This window comes from Microbacterium sp. (genome assembly GCF_039812165.1).
GTDB lineage: Bacteria > Actinomycetota > Actinomycetes > Actinomycetales > Microbacteriaceae > Microbacterium.
Genome location: NZ_JBDIAB010000012.1, coordinates 12,418 through 29,170, shown reverse-complemented (window position 1 = coordinate 29,170; position 16,753 = coordinate 12,418). Strand labels below are relative to the sequence as shown.

Sequence of the window (16,753 nt, the reverse complement as noted above, 5' to 3'; positions counted from 1 at the left end):
GCGGCCTGGTCGTTCACGACGCAGGGCGCCGACCTGCCGGTCGGACAGTGCCCGTGCAGCCTGTTCAGCGAGAGCCGCGTGCCCACGATCGTCTCCGACACCGACCGGGCGCTCGTCACGCTCGGCGTGAAGTTCACGGTCACCGAGCCGGGCAACATCACCGCGCTGAAGTTCTACAAGGGCGCGGCGAACACGGGCACCCACACCGGCACCCTGTGGGATGCCTCGGGCAACCCGCTGGCGAGCGTGACCTTCGAGAACGAGTCCACCGCCGGCTGGCAGATCGCCCAGCTCAGCACACCGGTCTCGGTTCAGCCCGGCATCGAGTACGTGGCGTCGTACGTCGCGCCGAACGGCGCATACTCGGCCACCCCGGGCGCCTTCGGCTCGGCGTACACGCGTGGCCCGCTCTCCGTGCCGGCGAGCGGTGGCGTCTTCACCTACTCGCAGGGCTTCCCGTCGAGCACCTCGTCGACCGACTACGGAGTCGACGTCGTGTTCGAGCGAGGAGAGGCCGTGGTGTCCCTCGTCTCCACGAGTCCCGCCAACGCCGCGACCGACGTGTCGCGCACGTCGAACCTGACGGCGACCTTCGATGCGGCGATCCGCGACGACTTCACCGGCACCGTGACGGCCTCGGGAGCATCCGTGCCCGGGTCGTGGACGCTCTCGTCCGACGGCAAGACCGCGACCTTCGACCCGTCGGGAAGCTACCCGGCCGGCGCGGTCGTGAGCGTCTCGCTGACCGGCATCCACTCGGCATCCGGCCAAGCGGCGCCCGACGCGGCCTGGTGGTTCCAGGCGGCCGGCACCAGCACGACGGTGACACTGCTGGGCACCAGCACCCCGACCGGCACGGAGACCTCCGACACCGCCTCGGTGGAGCTCGGCATGGCCTTCACGGCAGCCGTCGCGGGCGAGGTGACCGCGATCCGGTTCTACAAGGCGCCGGGCAACACGGGAACGCACGTCGGCTCGCTGTGGAACGCGGCCGGGCAGCGCGTCGCGCAGGTGACCTTCCAGAGCGAGTCCGCCTCGGGGTGGCAGCGCGCTGTGCTCAGCTCTCCGGTCGCGCTGGTCGCGGGGGCCGTGTACACGGTCTCGTACGTGGCGCCGCACGGCGGGTACTCGTACACGGGCGGGGCATTCGCCTCACCGGTCACCAACGGGCCCCTCACCGCCGTGAGCCCCGAGAACGGCCGCTACCGCTACGGCTCCGGGGGCGTCGTGCCGACGAACAGCTGGAACTCGACGAACTACTTCGTCGACGTCGAGTTCGTCCCCTCCGCGTCGCCGGGTGAGCCGGCGCTGGCCGTCACGTCGCGCACGCCGGCCGCGGGCGCGACGGATGTCGCCGCCGCGACCGCGATCTCTGCGACGCTCAACCGCGCCCCCGCCGGCCAGGCGGTGTCCATGACGCTGACGGGGCCGTCCGGCAGCGTCACGGGCACGGCATCGTTCGATGCGGGGAGCCGCGTGGTGTCGTTCGCGCCCCAGGCGCCGCTCTCGCTCGCGAGCGCGTACACGGCGACCGTGACGGTGGACGGGCTCGCCCTGGACTCGTGGAGCTTCCAGACCGAGGAGCCCCCGCAGAGCGGCGACGTGCAGAACCTCTTCGGCAGCGCCGTGCCCGACATCGCGGCCGTCGTGGACAACGACGCGATCGAGGTCGGGACCGCGTTCACGGTGGCCAAGGCGGGCAATGCGACGGCCATCCGCTTCTTCAAGGGCGCGACGAACTCGGGCGCGCACCGCGGCACGCTGTGGGGTCCGAACGGCGAGGTGCTCGCGCAGGTGAACTTCGTGGCGGAGACGGCCTCCGGCTGGCAGCGCGCGCCTCTGAGCACGCCGGTCGCGCTGCAGCCCGGCGTCACCTACGTCGTGTCGTACTTCTCGACCAGCGGCTACGCCTATACCGCCTACTACTTCGCCGAGACGCGCACGTCCGGTGACATCACCGGACCGGGCGGAGCGAACGGGCGATTCACCTACGGTGCGAGCGGCGGCTACCCGACCTCCACGTGGGCGGCGACATCGTACTTCGTGGACGCCGAGATCGACTTCGGTGCAGCGGCGGCGAGCCCGCCGGCGTCGCCCGTCGTGCCGACGCCGGAGCCGTCGCCGGCACCGACGCCTCCCGCGCCCTCCGACCCGGAGCCGACGCCCGTCGCGGTCACGTCGACCACACCGGGATCGGCGGCCGGCGACGTGGCGCCCACGACGACGATCTCGGCGACACTCGACGTCGACGCGGCAGCGACGCTCGCCGTGTCGGGCCCGAGCGGTGCCGTGGCCGGCACGTCGAGCTACGACTCCGCGACGCGGACGGTCACGTTCACCCCGGCGACGCCGCTGGCATGGTCGGCGGCCTACACGGCATCCGTCGCCGCCGAGAACGCGACCGTCACCGGGGGTGGATGGAGCTTCCAGACCGCGGCGGCGCCGGCCCTCGTCGATGCGCAGACCCTGTTCGGCGAGGCACTGCCCCAGCACGCCTGGTGGGAGGACCCCAATGCCGTGCAGGTGGCCACGCGGTTCACCGTCGCCACCGCGGGGACGGCGGAGGGCGTCCGCTTCTACAAGGGCGCGGCCAACACCGGCCTGCACACCGGCTACCTCTGGAGCGCCGACGGACAGAAGCTCGCCGAGGTCGAGTTCGTCGGCGAGACCGCCGACGGCTGGCAGACCGCGCGCTTCGTGACGCCGGTGAACCTGCAGCCGGGCACCGAGTATCGCGTGGGTCTGTACAGCACGACTGGCAGATATGCCGTCGACCTCGGTACGCTTGCTGCGGAGACGGTGGTGGGGCCGTTCACCATCCCTGCGGCAGGAAGCGCATACGGGTACTCGCGTGAGTTCCCTGCTGCCACCTCGGCTCACAACTATTGGGTCGACGTTCTGTTCGTCCCCGCCGACTGACCTCGCCCTCGGCGAGAACAAGGGGATATCTGTGACTGAACGGCTGAACGTCGCCGTCGTGGGCGCCGGCTACTGGGGCCCGAACCTCGCTCGGAACTTCCGTGCCAGCCCCGACTGGAACCTCGCGGCGATCTGCGACCTCGACACCGCGCGCGCACAGCGGGTGGCCGACAGCGTCGGCGGCGTTCCGGTGACGGGGAGCCTCGACGAGCTGTTGGCCGATCCCGACATCGACGCGGTGGCGATCGCCACTCCGGCGCGCACGCACCACCCGATCGTGCTCGCGGCGCTCGACGCGGGCAAGCACGTGATCGTCGAGAAGCCGCTCGCCGACACGCGCGAGCGAGGCATCGAGATGGTGCGACGGGCGCGCGAGCGCGGCCTCGTGCTCATGGCCGACCACACCTACTGCTACACGCCGGCCGTGCTGAAGATCCGCGAGCTGATCGAGGACGGCTTCCTCGGCGATATCCTCTTCGTCGACAGCGTCCGCATCAACCTCGGTCTCATCCAGCCCGACGTCGACGTGTTCTGGGACCTCGCGCCCCACGACCTGTCGATCATGGACTTCGTGCTCCCCGGTGGACTGGACGGCGCGACGGTGGCGGCGCACGGTGCGGACCCGCTCCAGACCGGCAAGTCCTGCGTCGGCTACCTGACACTGCCGCTGTCGGGCGGAGCGATGGCCCACATCCACGTGAACTGGCTGAGCCCCACGAAGATCCGGCAGATGGTCATCGGCGGCACGAAGCGCACGCTCGTGTGGGACGACCTCAACCCCCAGCAGCGACTGAGCGTCTACGACCGCGGCGTCGACCTCGAGCACGTCTCGAAGCAGGCGGCGACGACGGCGACGGCGCGGGATGCCAACATCTCCTACCGTCTCGGCGACACGTGGTCGCCGGCCCTTCCCGAGCGCGAGGCCCTCGCCAACGTGGCCGCCGAGTTCGCGGCCGCCATCCGAGACGGGCGCGAGGCGCGCACGAGCGGCGAGTCCGGCCTGCGCGTGCTCTCGGTGCTGGAAGCGGCCACGGGGAGCCTGCGCAACGCCGGTGCCCCTCACGTCATCGACACGACCAACTGAACGGAAACGAAACACCATGACCAAGCTCGAAGGAGCGAACATCCTCGTGACCGGCGGCGCCGGCACGATCGGCTCGACCCTCGTCGATCAGCTGCTCGAGGCGGGTGCCGCTCGCATCGACGTCCTCGACAACCTCGTCCGGGGCCGCCGCGCGAACCTCGACGACGCGCTCGCGTCGGGACGGGTCGAGCTCGTCGACGGCGACATCCGCGACGCGAAGCTCGTGGACGACCTCACGGCGGGCAAGGACGTCGTCTTCCACCAGGCCGCGATCCGCATCACCCAGTGCGCGGAGGAGCCGCGTCTGGCGCTCGAAGTCCTCGTCGACGGCACGTTCAACGTCGTCGAGGCGGCCGCCAAGCATAAGGTCGGCAAGCTCGTCGCGGCATCCAGCGCCTCGGTCTACGGCATGGCTGAGCAGTTCCCCACCGACGAGCGTCACCACCACGAGAACAACGACACGATCTACGGCGCCGCGAAGACCTTCAACGAGGGACTCGTCCGCTCCTTCCGCGCGATGCAGGGTCTCGACTACGTCCTGCTCCGCTACTTCAACGTCTACGGCCCGCGCATGGACGTGCACGGCCTGTACACCGAGGTCCTCGTGCGATGGATGGAGCGCATCGCCGACGGCAAGCCGCCGCTGATCTTCGGCGACGGACAGCAGACCATGGACTTCGTCTGCGTGCCCGACATCGCGCGGGCCAACGTGCTCGCGGCACAGAGCGACATCGTCGAGGGCACCTACAACATCGCCAGCGGCACCGAGACGAGCCTTCTCGAGCTCGCCCAGGCGCTCCTGCGGGTGATGGGCTCCGACCTCGGCGTCGAGCACGGCCCCGAGCGTGCGGTGAACGGCGTCGTGCGTCGTCTCGCCGACACGAGCGCCGCGAAGCGCGACCTCGGCTTCGAGTCGACGATCGGCGTCGACGAGGGACTCCGTCAGCTCGTGCAGTGGTGGGAGCCGCTCCGCGAGGAGATCGCCGCGGGCCGGGCGGTGTCAGCCCGATGAGCGGTCGCATCAACGTCATGATCCCCTGGCTCGGCCAGGAGGAGGCCGACGCGGTCGCGGAGGCGATCGCGAGCGGCTGGGTGGCGCAGGGACCGCGCGTGGCGCGGTTCGAGGAGGAGTTCGCCGCCGCGATGCAGGCTCCCCACGCCGTCGCGGTCACCAGCTGCACGACCGCGCTCCACCTCGCGCTGATCGTGGCCGGCGTCGGAGAGGGAGACGACGTCGTCGTGCCGTCCTTCTCGTTCATCGCCACCACCAACGCGGTGCGGTACGTGGGCGCCAACCCGATCTTCGCCGACGTCGATCCGCTCACCGGCAACCTGACCGCCGAGACGGTCGAAGCCGTGCTGACGCCGACGACGAAGGCGGTCATCGCCGTCGACCAGGGCGGCGTGCCGGTGGATCTCGACGGCATCCGCGCCGTCACCGATCCTCTCGGGATCGTCGTCGTGGAGGATGCCGCGTGCGGCGCCGGCTCGACGTACAAGGGCCGCCCCGTGGGCGCCGGCGCCGACATCGCCGCCTGGTCGTTCCATCCCCGCAAGCTCCTGACCACGGGCGAGGGCGGCATGATCACGACGTCGCGCGAGGACTGGGCGCTTCGGGCGAAGCATCTGCGCGAGCACGCGATGAGCGTCTCGGCCGCCGATCGGCATCGCTCCGTGCTGCCGCCCGCCGAGGAGTACTCCGAGGTCGGATACAACTTCCGCATGACCGACCTGCAGGCCGCGGTCGGGCTGGTGCAGCTCGGCCGGCTTCCCGAGATCGTCGCCCGTCGCCGCGAGATCGCGGCGCGGTACCAGGCGGCCATCGCCGACATCCCCGGCCTTCGCGCCGTGGCCGATCCCGCGCACGGCACCGGCAACTTCCAGTCGTTCTGGGTCGAGGTCGACGACGAGTACCCGACCGATCGCGAGGGACTGCTCGAGGCGCTCGCGCACGCGGAGATCTCCGCGCGCCGCGGGATCATGGCATCGCATCGGCAGCCGCCCTACCGCGGTCTCACACCCGAGGGAGGCCTGCCGGTCACCGAGCGGCTGAACGACCGCACGCTGATCCTGCCCGTCTACCACACGCTGACGGACGAGGATCAGGACCGCGTCATCGCCGTGCTGCGGCATCCCGGCGGTCGATCGGAGTGACGGACGGACTCCTGCTCGTGGGGGCGAGCGGACTCGCCCGCGAAGTGCTCGCCGCCGGCATCACCGGCGTCGTCGGCATCCTCGATGACAAGCCCGGTCTCCTCGGCGACCGCATCGGCGGCGTGGAGGTCGTCGGCACCATCGACGACGCGGCCTCCAGGGACGAGCAGCTGCTGGTCTGCGTGGGCCCGAGCGCGGGCCGACGCGCGGTCGTGCGACGACTCGCCGGCCTCGGTGTGACCGACGACCGTTTCGCCACCTACGTCGCCAGGTCGGCGCGGATCGGCTCCACCAGCGACGTGGCGGCCGGCAGCATCCTGCTCGACGGCGTGGTGGTCACCGCGGACGCTCTCGTCGGGCACCACGTCGTGGTCATGCCGAACTGCACCATCACGCACGACTGCGTGCTCGACGATTTCGCTACACTCGCCGCAGGGGTGGCGCTCGGCGGGAGCGTGCAGGTGGGGGAGGCGGCCTACGTGGGCATGAACGCGGGCGTCCGGCAGGGCGTCACCATCGGCGGAGGCGCCACCGTCGGCATGGGGGCGATCGTCCTCGCCGACGTTCCTGACGATCAGACCTGGGCCGGAGTGCCCGCCAGACAATTGGGAGTGAGTGCGTGAGCGTGCAGATTCCGTTCCTCGACATCGCATCGCAGCAGGCCGAGATCGCAGACGAGGTCCTTCCGGTCTGGCAGCGCCAGTTCCTGTCGGCGGGCTTCATCGGCGGCGCGGAGGTGACCGCCTTCGAGGAGGAGTACGCCGCGTACATCGGCGTCGACCACGTCATCGGAGTCTCCAACGGCACCGATGCGCTGGAGCTCGCGTTCCGCGCGCTCGGCACCGAGGCCGGCGACGAGGTCATCATGCCGGCCAACACGTTCATCGCGACCGCCGAGGCGGTCTCGCGCATCGGGGCCGTCCCGGTCTTCGTCGACGTGGATGCGGAGCACCTCCTGATCGACCCGGATGCCGTGGAGGCGGCGATCACGCCCCGCACGCGCGCGATCGCACCCGTGCACCTCTACGGCCAGACCGCTCCCGTGGAGCGGATCCTGCCGATCGCCGACGCGCACGGCATCGCCGTCGTCGAGGACGCCGCGCAGTCGCAGGGCGCCACATCGTCCGCCGGCCGTGCCGGCGCACTCGGCCGGGTCGCGGGCACCAGCTTCTACCCCGGCAAGAATCTCGGCGCCGCCGGCGACGCGGGCGCGGTCATGACGGACGACGCCGAGATCGCGGCGTTCGTCCGGAACGTCGCGGCCCATGGCAGCTCGGTCAAGTACGTGCACGACCGCATCGGCATGAACGCGCGGCTGGATGCCGTGCAGGCCCCGGTCCTGCGCGCGAAGCTCCGTCGGCTGGACGGCTGGAACGCCGCGCGCCGTGCCGCCGCGGCCCGCTACGGCGAGCTCCTCGGCGACGTGGACGGGGTCCGCACGCCGGTGGTGCGGCCCGGCAACGAGGACGTATGGCACCTGTACGTCGTGCAGGTGGACGACCGCGACCGCGTGCTCGCCGAGATGAACGCCGCCGGCGTCGGCGTGGCGATCCACTACCCGACTCCGGTGCACCTCACCGAGGCGTACGCGGGGCTCGGCTATCGCCGAGGGCAGTTCCCGGTCGCCGAGGCGGCGGCAGATCGCATCCTGTCGTTGCCCATGTTCCCGCACCTGACCGGCGAGCAGCAGGAACGCGTCGCTCAGGAGTTGGCCCGAGTGGTGCGTCGATGACCGAAGACCCGCCCGAAGGCTCGGTCACTCGGCGCGCGTCGCGCGCGTTCGGCTGGAGCTTCGGAAACACGATCGCCGCCAGGCTGGGCACCCTCGCGATCGGAGTCGTCCTCGCTCGCGTGCTCGGGCCGGAGGAGTTCGGCGTCTTCGCGATCGCCACGGTGACGCTGCTGGCGATCCTGAGCTTCAACGAGCTGGGCGTCAGCCTCGCTGTCATCCGCTGGCGCGATGCACCGGCGACCATCGCTCCGACCATCAACACGATCACGGTCGCCAGCAGCGCTCTCCTGACGGCCGCGATGTTCTTCGGCGCCCCGTGGATATCCACGATGCTCGGCGACGTGCGGGCGACGTCGGTCGTGCAAGTGCTGTCGATCTCCATCCTCCTCAACGGATTGGTGGCGACCCCCGCGGCGATCCTCCAGCGCGAGTTCATGCAGAAGCAGCGCACGATCGCCGATCAGGTGCACACGTGGCTGGGCGCGGGCATCTCCCTGCTGCTCGCCCTCCTGGGCTGGGGGGCGATGAGCCTTGCGATCGGCCGCCTCGTCGCGAGCATCGTGTCCGGTCTGATGATCATCTACTGGTCGCCGGTGCCGTACCGGTTCGGCTGGGACGTGACGCTCGCGCGCCGACTGTTCAGTTTCGGCCTCCCCCTCGCCGCGTCCAGCATCGTCGTGTTCGCCTCCGGCTATGCCGACCAGATGATCGTCGGCTCCGTCCTCGGGGCGCAGGCACTCGGCTTCTACGTGCTCGCGTTCAACCTGGCGAGCTGGCCCATCTCGATCTTCTCTCAGCCGTTGCGCGCCGTGGCGCCCGCGGCGTTCTCGGCGCTCAAATCGGAGCCCGAGCGGATGTCGCGGAACTTCTCCCGCGTGCTCGCGATCCTCTCCTGCGTCGCGATACCGGCATGCCTCGCGATCAGTGGCGCCGCAGAGCCGGTGGTGGAGTTCGTCTATGGCTCCGCCTGGCTGCCGGCGGCCGCGGTCCTGCTCTGGATGGCGGCGTTCGCCGCATTGAAGATCTGGTTCGAGCTCGCCTACGACTATCTGGTGGTGCAGGGCAAGTCCGGTGTCGTGCTGCTCATCCAGGCGTGCTCGTTCGCCGTCGCGCTGCCGCTGATGCTCTCTGTGGTCAACCTGTGGCAGGAGCCGGGCGTCGCCGCCATCCAGTTCGTCGTGGCGCTCGTGGTGTCGGCGCCTCTCTACCTGGTGAGCCTTCATCGGATCGGTGTGCGTGCCCGCAGCGTCGTGGCCGCTGTCGCGCTCCCTTCTGCGGCGGGTGTCGTCGTCTGGTTCGGCGCGTGGGGGGCCGCGCGTCTGATCGACGTCCCGTTCTTCGCCGCTGCCGCAGCCGGGCTGTTCTCCCTGGTGGTCATCGCTGGGCTCGCGTGGTGGCAGCGCGATAACCTGAGGCGTCTTCGGTCGGCTGCGACCAGGAAGGACGAGTCGTGAAGATCCTCGTGTACCCCCATGACCTGGATCTGGGCGGCAGCCAGACCAACGCGATCGAGCTCGCGGCCGCGATCTCGCGCCTCGGCCACGAGTGCATCGTCTTCGGGAGCCGCGGTGACCTGTGCGCGCGCATCGACGAGCTCGGTCTGGAGTTCATCGAGTCACCAGAGCCCGGCCGTCGTCCGTCGCTGCGGGTCGCACGTGCGATCCGTGAGATCGTCGTCGATCGCGGCATCGACATCGTTCACGGCTACGAGTGGCCGCCCGGGCTGGAAGCCGCGATCGCGACGGAGCCGATCCCCGATGCCGCCTCGGTCTGCACGGTGATGTCGATGGCCGTCGCGCCGTTCCTCCCGAAGTGGATGCCGCTCGTCGTCGGCACGCAGCAGATCTCCGCGGTGGAGCAGGGCAAGGGCCGCATCCCGGTGAACCTGATCGAGCCGCCGGTCGACCTCGAGCACAACACTCCGCTCGACCCGGATGACGTGGCCGCCTTCCGTGCGAAGTGGGGTCTCGACGAGCGTCCGTTGCTCGTCTGCGTCAGCCGCCTCGTTCCCGATCTCAAGGCGGAGGGCATCTTCACCGCGATCGAGGCGACGGCCGAGCTCGCCGACTCCTCGCCCTTCCAGCTGCTGATCGTGGGCGACGGACGTTCACGCGCCGAGATGGAGCGCGCCGCCGCGCACGCCGACGCGCGCAGCGGTCGCAAGAGCATCGTCTTCACGGGCGCCCTTGAAGACCCGCGCGCGGCGTACGCCGCCGCCGACATCGTGTTGGGGATGGGCGGCTCCGCCCTTCGTTCGCTCGCCTTCGGCAAGCCTCTGATCGTCCAAGGTGAGAAGGGCTTCTTCCGAACGCTTTCGACGGAGTCGGTGGACGTCTTCCGCTGGCAGGGCTGGTACGGGATCGGAGCCGACGACACGGACCGGGTCGCACGGCTGTGCGAAGAGCTGAAGCCGCTGTTGACGGATGAGACCCTGCGCGACGAGCTCGGACGATTCGGGCGTTCCGTCGTGGAGGAGTTCACGCTCGAGTCGGCGGCGCGCAGACAGCTCGCCATCTACCGCGACGCCTGGATCGCTCGTGCCGAGCAGAAACGTCGCCGGGGCGCGACGATCGCTTCCTTCCTCGGCTACGGGAGCTATTACGTCCGGCGCAAGTGGGCGGGTCTGCGGGGCACACGCCGCACGGACGACTTCAACGCGGTTCCGGTCGCCGGCTCCGACGAGGAGCGCGATTCGAAGCGACGGGTCGCCCCGTCAGCTGAAGGCCCGATCGTGTACTTCCCGGGTGTCGCCTGGGAGGACGTCGCCGGAACGGACCGGCAACTGGTCACGGAGCTGTCGCGCGACCGCAAGGTGATCTGGGTCGACCCCCCGCAGAGCCCGTTCCGCCGCCGCGTCCGCGCGGTGCCCGCGGTCTCGTATCCGAGACCGAACGTCGTCCGGTTGCGCGGCGCGACCGTGCCGGCGAATCAACGCCCGCTGCTCCGCACGATCGCCGACTCGCGCTGCGCTCGGGTGGCCGAGGAGTTCTGCAAGCGGCGGGGAATCGCGCCGTACGCGGTCGTATGCGCGTCGTCATCGCCGATGCTCGCCCTCACGGAGAAGCTTCCCGGCACCAAGGTCTACTACGCGACGGACGACTTCGTGGCCGCCGGCGTGCTGTGGGGCGTCAGCCAGCGGTATCTCGACGCCTCCCGCGAAGCGAACCTCCGCGCGGCGGATCTCGTCCTCGCCGTGACGCCCGAGCTCGGCCGCCACCTGCAACGGACCAGTCGTGCCTCGCGCTGGCTCCCGAACGGCGCCGACCTCGAGGGCGTCGCGGAGCGGGCGCAGCCTGCGCGCGACGTCCGGCTCACCGCGCCGGTGGCGGGGGTCATCGGGCAGTTCAACGCCCGGATCGACCTGTCCATGCTGGAGGAGGTCCAGCGAGCAGGGATCAGCCTGCTGCTCGTAGGGCCGCAGCGGTTCCATTCCTCGGAGGCAGCAGACACGTTCGCCAGGCTGATCCGGCTTCCCGGTGTCCAGTGGGTCGACGGAGTTCCGCGGGGCGAACTGCCCGCCTATCTCGCACGCATCGATGTCGGGCTCACTCCGTATGCGGACACGATGTTCAACCGCCGCAGCTATCCGCTCAAGACGGTGGAGTATCTCGCGGCCGGACTGCCCGTGGTCGCGACCGACGTGGCGACGACGAAGGGCCTCGACGGTCGTTTCGTCCGTGTCGCGCAGACCCCGGCGACGTTCGCCTCGCTCGTGCTCGAGTTCTTGGCGGAGAAGCCGGATCGAGCCGAGATCCAGCGATCGGTTGCCAATGCTGCCTGGTCATCACGGGCGGAGCAGCTGCTGACCTGGCTTGAGGAGGAGACCCGCCGATGACGTCCATCCGCACGAACTTCCACGACCTGCTCGCGCAGGCCGCGGCGGCGACGCCCGATGCGCCGGCACTGACCTACCGCGACGACACGATCGGCTACGCCCGGACGTGGGACATCGTGCGCGCCGCTGCGGCGCAGCTGCAGGGGCTCGGCCTCCAGCGCGGTGATCGCGCCGCCATCTATCTCGAGAAGCGGCTGGAGACCGTGTGCGCTATCTTCGCGGCCACAGCGGCCGGTGGGATGTTCGTGCCGATCAACCACGTGCTCAAGCCGATGCAGGTCGGGCACATCCTCGTCGACAGCGGTGCGCGCATCCTCGTCACCTCGGCGGATCGCCTCGCGCAGCTCGCCGAGACGCTGCCCGGGACGGCGGTCCAGGACGTCGTCGTCGTCGGAGCCCCGCCCAAGGCGGTGCCGGAGGGCATCCGCGTGCACGGCTGGGACGAGGGCCAGGATGCGGCCGGCCGGCCGTCGGCATCCCCCGCCATCGACGTCGACCCGGCCGCGATCCTCTACACCTCCGGAAGCACGGGCAAGCCGAAGGGGGTCGTCCTCAGCCATCGCAATCTCATCGTCGGCGCCGAGAGCGTCAGCACCTACCTGCACAACACCGCCGAGGACGTCATCCTCAGCGTGCTGCCCCTGAGCTTCGACGCGGGCTTGAGCCAGGTGACCACCGCCTTCGCGGTCGGTGCCCACTGCGTGCTCATGAACTACCTCCTTCCCCGTGAGGTCGCCAAGCTGTGCGCACGCCACGGCGTCACCGGACTCACGTGTGTGCCGCCGCTGTGGTTGCAGCTCGTCGACGTCCCGTGGCCGGAGGACGCGGCGAGGCGCCTGAGGTACTTCGCCAACACCGGAGGACGGATGCCGCGCGCCACGCTCGATCGTCTGCGCGGGATCTTCACGGAGGCCGATCCCTACCTGATGTACGGGCTCACGGAGGCATTCCGCTCCACGTATCTCGACCCCGCGGAGGTGGACCGACGGCCGGGTTCCATCGGCAAGGCCATCCCCAACGCCGAGATCCTCGTGCTGCGCCCCGACGGCACCGAATGCGCTCCGGGCGAGGAGGGTGAGCTCGTCCATCGCGGTGCACTCGTCGCGCTGGGCTACTGGAACGATCCGGTGCGCACCGCGGAGCGCTACCGGCCGATCGTCCGGCCCGGGCAGGAGTGGCGCACTCCCGAGATGGCGGTGTGGTCGGGTGACACGGTCGTGGCGGACGAGGAGGGATTCCTCTCGTTCGTCGGCCGGCACGACGACATGATCAAGACCTCCGGGTATCGCGTGAGCCCCACCGAGATCGAGGAGGCGGCGTACAGCACCGGTCTGGTCCGTGACGCCGTCGCGCTCGGCGTGGAGGACGCGGCCCTGGGGCAGCGGATCGTCCTCGTCGCGACCCCGACGGGAGAGGTCCTGGATGCCGCCGAGCTCACGACGGCGCTCCGCCAGCGCCTTCCGCTCTACATGGTCCCCGGGACGATCGACGTCCGGGACGAGCTGCCCCGCTCTCCGAACGGCAAGTTCGACCGCAACCTGATCAAGCACGAGGTGTCCGCATGAAGCCCCACGAGCACGCCGCCGAGTTCGGCACCGTCGACGGCGAGCTGCGCGTAGGCGGCGTCCCGCTGAGCCGTCTGGCGGCGCGCGTGGGCTCCACACCGTTCTTCGCCTACGATCGGGGGCTCCTCGACGCACGTGTGGCCGGCCTCCGCGCTGCGCTGCCGTCTCGGATCGAGCTGAGCTTCGCGATGAAGGCGAACCCCATGCCTGCCGTGGTCCACCACCTCGCGCGGACGGTCGATCGGATCGACGTCGCCTCGTCCCTGGAGATGCAGACGGCACTGGACTCCGGCATCCGCCCCGATCGGGTCAGCTTCGCCGGCCCGGGCAAGGTCGCCGCCGAGATCCGTCAGGCGGTCGCCGCCGGCATCATCGTCGAGGTGGAATCGGCGACCGAGCTCGCGCGCGTCGCCGCGGCCGGAGACGAGCTCGGCATCACGCCGACGATCGCCGTCCGGGTCAACCCCGACTTCGCCGTCAAGGGCTCGGGCATGCGCATGGGCGGCGGACCGCAGCAGTTCGGCATCGACGCGGAGCAGGTTCCCGCGGTGCTGGCAGAAGCAGCGGCCCTCGGTGTCGACATCCTCGGCTTCCATGTCTTCGCCGGCTCGCAGAACCTCAACGCGGACATCATCGCCGAGGCGCAGCGGCGCACCGTGGACCTCGTGACCGACCTGGCCGGACACCTGCCCGGCGACCTGCGCTACCTCAACCTCGGCGGCGGATTCGGCATCCCCTACACGGAGAAGGACCGGCCGCTCGACCTCGAGGCCGTCGCCCAGAGCCTCCATGAGCTGGTCGACGGCGTCATCGCCTCGCGGTTCCCGCAGGCGAGCCCCGTGATCGAGCTCGGCCGGTACATCGTCGGCGAATGCGGCGTCTACGTCACACGCGTCGTCGACCGCAAGATCTCACGCGGTCGCACCTACCTGGTCGTCGACGGCGGCATGCACCACCAGCTCGCCGCCTCAGGCAATTTCGGCCAGGCGATCCGTCGCAACTACCCACTCGTCGTGGGCAACCGCGTCGAGGAGAGCGCCGACGAGGGCGTCAACGTCGTCGGCTGCCTGTGCACGCCGCTCGACCTCCTCGGCGACGACGTCACGCTGCCGCCCGCGCGGATCGATGACCTGATCGTCATCTTCCAGCAGGGCGCCTATGGCCTCACCGCGAGCCCCACCGCCTTCCTCGGACACCCGGCGCCCGCCGAGGTGCTCGTCTGACCCCTCGACAAGGAGTTCCTCATGTCTGACACCATCGACGACGTTCGCACCGTTCTCATCGAGACGCTCGAGCTCTCGCAAGCCCCCGAAGACCTCACCCTCGACACGGCGCTGTTCGGCTCGCTTCCGGAGCTCGACTCGTTCGGCGTCGTCGCGCTCGTCGGCGCGCTCGAGGACCGGTTCGACATCACCATCGACGACGACGAGTTCGGCGCCGAGCTGTTCGAGACCGTCGGCACGCTCACCGAGTTCGTCGACGCCAAGCGCGCCACCGACTGATCCGACGCGAGCCGTCGAGTTACGGCACGACGACGAAACGGCCGATCGTCGATGCAGGTGCATCGGCGATCGGCCGTCTCGATGGGCGGACGCGACCAGAACGCGTCGCGTCCGTCAGCCGTTCTGAGAGACCAGTGCGAGGGTGTCGTCCCAGTAGTTGCCGACCCAGGAGCCGCCCTTCACCTCTCCGATGCCCCACGTCGAACGCCGGGTGAAGCGGTTGTCCTTGATCAGGACGCCCGAGATGGGCGTCGAGTTCAGCATGTAGCCGCCGCCGTCGATGAGGCTGTTCTCGATCGTCACGCCGGTTCCGACACGGTCCTTCATGCCCATCTGGAACACCGCGTTGATGCCGGACTGGTTGCCGAGCTTGAAGGTGTTGTGTCGGAAGGTCAGGTTGCCCTGTGCGGTCGACTGCACGCCGTCGTTGTGCGAGCCCGCGACGACGGCGAGGTCCGTCACGTAGCTGTCCTCGATGACGACGTCCGAGTTCGCCTTGAATCCGTCGAGGCAGCCATGCACGTACACGCGTCGCGCGGTGTAGCCGTTGAAGGCCATGGCGGCCTGGCAGTTCGCCGTGCCGGCGATCTCGACATTCTCGGCCGTCAGACCGAGGCAGCTGTCCGCGTCGCGCGTGGCGCCGGAGTAGACGCAGTTGATGGGGTAGTAGTCGTTCGACTGGACATACACGTTGCGCAGCGTCACGCCGCTGTGCAGCACGATGATCGAGCCGCCGGCGATCGACAGGTTCTCGAGGGTCGCACCGTTCCCGGTCGTCTGGACCGTACGGATGTCGGATCGGTACGACCAGCCCGGGCCGCTCGTGGCATCCTGCGGCACGCGAGTGAGTGTGGAGCCCGGCTTCACACCCGTGTTCGTCTCATCGGGGTATCCGCACGCGGAGGGCACGTTGATGCAGTTCTTCTGGCCGCTGCCGCCCGGAGCCTGGGGCGCGCTGGGCGTGGGGGCCGCGGGCGGCGGGGTGGTCGCGGTGGGCGTGGCGGTCGGCCTCGGCGTCGCGGTCCGTGTCGGAGTCGGAGTCGGGGTGGGGGTCGACGTGGGCCGCGGCGTCGACGTGGCGGTGGGCGTCGGGGACGAGGAGTCGGGGCGGTAGAGGACGTCTACGAGATAGTTGGACGCCTTGTAGACCTGCGTGGGATAGCCTCCACTGCCGTACTTGTAGACGCCTGCGTTCCTCGGGAAGGTCGCGCCGTCCGACGTGTAGGGGCTCGTGAAGAAGTTCTCCGTGACCGCGTAGCCGCCCTGGGGCGCGAGGTACGACGCCACATAGCTCTTTCCGGCCTGGACCGCGACGGGCTTCGTGAAGTCGGCGGACAGCCAGCCCGACCTGGTGCTGCTGGGGAACGTCACACTGGCGAGGCGCTTGCCGTCCGAGTCCCACAGCGAGCCCACGTGCGTGCCGCGGTTGGCGGGCGTCGAGTAGTACTCGATGCCCGTCACGACGCCGGTGGACGCCACGGTGAACTTCACACCGAGCTCGACCGAGTTCTTGTCGTCGGCGGCCGGGATGCTCGGCTTCACGTCCGAGGCGAACACGCCGGCGGGCGCGGCCGCCGATGCGCCGGGCGCGGCGAGCGGCGTCACGGCGAGGAGCGCGGCGACGGCGAGAGGGATGGCTGCGGTGAGCTTGGTACGGAGTCCGCGGCGCCTGCTTTCGCTGGCGCTGCGGCGGTTCCGCGTCTGCTTCGTGAGGGCGATGGGCACGCTGAAGATTCCTTCGGGTTAGGGAGCAGTTGGCACGGCGTCTCGGGTCAGACGGCCGGGTGCAATACACAACCCTGACATAGCGGTCCTGGGTCTCACCCCCATGTGAGAGATTTTTCACCTGATGAGAAGGTCTCTGGTGCGCACAGTCTAGTAGGGGGGCGCACGGAAGAGGAGATGTCGGCCGTGTACTCAGCAGTCATAGAGATTGCCTCGATACGCTGGCTCTGGGCGCGG

Annotated in this window: 12 protein-coding genes; 11 read left to right on the top strand and 1 reads right to left on the bottom strand. The window is 69.9% G+C overall.

The annotated features are described in order from the left end of the window. From WML84_RS02480 to WML84_RS02430, 11 genes are all read left to right on the top strand, one after another. Positions 1-2,919 (top strand): DUF4082 domain-containing protein (locus tag WML84_RS02480; RefSeq protein WP_347344581.1); only part of this gene is annotated, 2,919 nt, incomplete at its 5' end. Positions 2,920-2,950: 31 nt separating this feature from the next. Beyond that, entirely contained in the window at positions 2,951-4,003 is a 1,053-nt protein-coding gene (locus WML84_RS02475) for a Gfo/Idh/MocA family oxidoreductase (protein WP_347344580.1), read from the top strand. A 16-nt stretch (positions 4,004-4,019) separates the two neighbouring features. Continuing rightward, positions 4,020-5,015, top strand: coding sequence for an NAD-dependent epimerase/dehydratase family protein (locus WML84_RS02470; RefSeq protein WP_347344579.1), 996 nt, complete (start codon positions 4,020-4,022; stop codon positions 5,013-5,015). After that, positions 5,012-6,157, top strand: a complete 1,146-nt coding sequence (locus tag WML84_RS02465) for a DegT/DnrJ/EryC1/StrS family aminotransferase (protein WP_347344578.1) — start codon at positions 5,012-5,014, stop codon at positions 6,155-6,157. The genes WML84_RS02470 and WML84_RS02465 overlap by 4 nt, the downstream gene beginning before the upstream one ends. Beyond that, entirely contained in the window at positions 6,154-6,780 is a 627-nt protein-coding gene (locus WML84_RS02460) for a NeuD/PglB/VioB family sugar acetyltransferase (RefSeq protein WP_347344577.1), read from the top strand. Before WML84_RS02465 ends, WML84_RS02460 begins: the two co-directional genes overlap by 4 nt. After that, complete coding sequence (locus tag WML84_RS02455) at positions 6,777-7,889, top strand: DegT/DnrJ/EryC1/StrS family aminotransferase (protein WP_347344576.1); 1,113 nt, start codon at positions 6,777-6,779, stop codon at positions 7,887-7,889. Before WML84_RS02460 ends, WML84_RS02455 begins: the two co-directional genes overlap by 4 nt. Continuing rightward, on the top strand, positions 7,886-9,343 hold the full coding sequence (locus WML84_RS02450; protein WP_347344575.1) for a lipopolysaccharide biosynthesis protein: 1,458 nt from the start codon (positions 7,886-7,888) through the stop codon (positions 9,341-9,343). Before WML84_RS02455 ends, WML84_RS02450 begins: the two co-directional genes overlap by 4 nt. Continuing rightward, positions 9,340-11,724 (top strand): glycosyltransferase, encoded by a 2,385-nt coding sequence (locus WML84_RS02445; protein WP_347344574.1) that lies wholly within the window; start codon positions 9,340-9,342, stop codon positions 11,722-11,724. Before WML84_RS02450 ends, WML84_RS02445 begins: the two co-directional genes overlap by 4 nt. Beyond that, positions 11,721-13,289, top strand: a complete 1,569-nt coding sequence (locus WML84_RS02440; protein WP_347344573.1) for an acyl-CoA ligase (AMP-forming), exosortase A system-associated — start codon at positions 11,721-11,723, stop codon at positions 13,287-13,289. The genes WML84_RS02445 and WML84_RS02440 overlap by 4 nt, the downstream gene beginning before the upstream one ends. Further along, positions 13,286-14,512 carry a pyridoxal-dependent decarboxylase, exosortase A system-associated gene (locus WML84_RS02435; protein WP_347344572.1) on the top strand — a complete coding sequence of 409 codons (1,227 nt, stop codon included), beginning with the start codon at positions 13,286-13,288 and terminating at the stop codon, positions 14,510-14,512. Before WML84_RS02440 ends, WML84_RS02435 begins: the two co-directional genes overlap by 4 nt. A 21-nt stretch (positions 14,513-14,533) precedes the next feature. Beyond that, a complete protein-coding gene (locus WML84_RS02430; protein WP_347344571.1) occupies positions 14,534-14,791 on the top strand; it encodes an acyl carrier protein in 258 nt (85 codons plus the stop codon). 114 nt (positions 14,792-14,905) lie between these two features. On the opposite strand, the gene WML84_RS02425 is transcribed toward WML84_RS02430, so the two are convergent. Beyond that, entirely contained in the window at positions 14,906-16,516 is a 1,611-nt protein-coding gene (locus WML84_RS02425) for a DUF4082 domain-containing protein (protein WP_347344570.1), read from the bottom strand. Positions 16,517-16,753: the final 237 nt, after the last annotated feature.